The following is a 1,951-nucleotide window of genomic DNA, read 5'->3' on the forward strand; positions in this document are numbered from 1 at the left end:
CACAAACACGCTTATCACGACTGGTGTCATGAAGGTGTTCGAGTTCGGCTTTTTGCTTGTCGGTAATAAATATCTTCATAGTGGGTGAGCATGATCTTCTTACCGCGTAAAATCAAGCATCTTCAATGATCACGGGTATATCACTTAACTCAACATCCTATTATAATGCTTTCATTATTATTCCCAAAATGGGTTTTTCGAAACGAGAGCAACATACAACGACTGACCATCTCTATGGATGACGAACTGGCACAGGACTTTGACGAGCTGATGCGTCGCAAAGGGTATGCCAACCGCTCTGAGGCGTTTCGCGATATGTTGCGGCGTGAGCTCGGCGAAATGACGCTGGAACAGGATAAGCAAGGCCCGTGCGTGGAGATATTGAGCTATATTTACGACCATCATGAACGTCAGCTTTCCAGCCGTCTGGCGGAGATGCAGCACGACCACCATGGGTTGACCGTGTCAACCATGCATGCTCACCTCAGCCATGATGAGTGCGTGGAAACCTTGATTCTGCGTGGCACCACGGCTCAGGTAGAAGTGTTTGCAGAATCGGTGATGGCGCAAACGGGCGTGAGACACGGCCGAATCAACCTGATACCGTGCTGATATTCGTTCGCTAATGTGGGCAGGAATTAAGTAAGATCAAAGAAGTATGATTTTTTTAAAAACCTCATACTCTGCGGTTAAACTGCCTGCATCAATCTGCTATAAATCGCCTCACAATAATAGCCTCTTCCCCTTTGGGCTCGGTGCTCCAAGCACGCTAGTCGACATCGTGTTGCAGCATTCGGCCTGAATGGCATTGAACAGGAATCACCGAGTGAGCTCGATACTTGCTGAAGATAATGACCTTGTCGTTAATGAAAACACCGCATTAAATCAGGACGTCCAGCGCTATTGGACGCACCGCGCCGCAGAGTATAGCCATATCAATGCCACCGAACTGGCGAATGCCAAGCGTGCCCGTTGGCTGAAAAAAATCATGGAGTATGCCCCTGATGCACCTTTGCTGCGCGTGTTGGATATTGGCACCGGTCCCGGCTTTTTTGCCGTGAAGTTGGCGCTTGCAGGGCATCGGGTTACCGCTGTGGATATGACGGAAGCGATGCTCACCGAGGCTCGAGCCAATGCCGCACATTACGCTGTTCACGTCGATTTTGTCTCCGCTGATGTACATGCGATGCCACTGGCGGACAACCAGTTCGACCTGATCGTCACGCGCAACGTGACCTGGAATCTGGCTGAACCGCTGCGCGCCTACAGGGAGTGGCACCGTCTGCTGGCCCCCGGCGGTCGCCTGCTTAATTTCGATGCCAACTGGTATCTGCAACTGTTTGATGAATCCTCACGCCTCGGCTATCTGGACGATCGCGCCAATGCTCGCTATCTCGGGCTGGAGGATCACTGCGTGAATACCGATACCAGCGCCATGGAGGCGATAGCGCGCCAGCTGCCGCTCAGCCGAGAGCACCGCCCTGAGTGGGATACCCAGGCGCTGCTTCAATGCGGCTACCATAAAATCATGCTGGATACCCGTGTGCGCGACACGCTGTGGGATGAGACTGAAAAAGTTAACTACGCCTCGACGCCGATGTTTATGGTGTGTGCAGAAAAATAGGGATATTACATGCGAACGATAGCAGTATTTTTTCTGTCAACGCTGATGTTGCTGGGCATGGCAAGTGCCACGGCGCAAACGCCCACGACGCTTAATTATGCCAGCACCAAGGACATTCGTGATATCAACCCGCATCCCTACAGTGGTGAGATGGCGGCGCAGAATATGGTCTTTGAATCGCTGGTGGGCTTTGTTGAATAAATAGATTTTATGCTGGCAGCACAGTGAAACGAAGGATCCTCGCAACGTAAAATCATGCAGTTAGGCCTCATGAGAAAAGTGTACACCTAAGATGACAAGCATTTTCAACCAAAACTGGCACGGAAA

At 51.1% G+C, this 1,951-nt stretch carries 3 protein-coding genes; 2 read left to right on the forward strand and 1 reads right to left on the reverse strand.

Annotated elements, in window-relative coordinates; all coding sequences use genetic code 11:
• Positions 1-213 precede the first annotated feature (213 nt).
• Together nikR and QZ506_RS16385 are read left to right on the forward strand one after the other, a co-directional pair.
• Positions 214-612, forward strand: coding sequence for a nickel-responsive transcriptional regulator NikR (gene nikR / locus QZ506_RS16380; RefSeq protein WP_291972523.1), 399 nt, complete (start codon positions 214-216; stop codon positions 610-612).
• 214 nt (positions 613-826) lie between these two features.
• Positions 827-1,624 carry a class I SAM-dependent methyltransferase gene (locus QZ506_RS16385; protein ID WP_291972521.1) on the forward strand — a complete coding sequence of 266 codons (798 nt, stop codon included), beginning with the start codon at positions 827-829 and terminating at the stop codon, positions 1,622-1,624.
• A gap of 36 nt (positions 1,625-1,660) precedes the next feature.
• Here the strand turns inward: QZ506_RS16385 and QZ506_RS16390 are convergent, their stop codons facing one another.
• On the reverse strand, positions 1,661-1,870 hold the full coding sequence (locus QZ506_RS16390) for a hypothetical protein (protein WP_291972525.1): 210 nt from the start codon (positions 1,868-1,870) through the stop codon (positions 1,661-1,663).
• Positions 1,871-1,951 lie beyond the last annotated feature (81 nt).

It is taken from the genome of Candidatus Symbiopectobacterium sp. (assembly GCF_020054415.1).
Lineage (GTDB): Bacteria > Pseudomonadota > Gammaproteobacteria > Enterobacterales > Enterobacteriaceae > Symbiopectobacterium.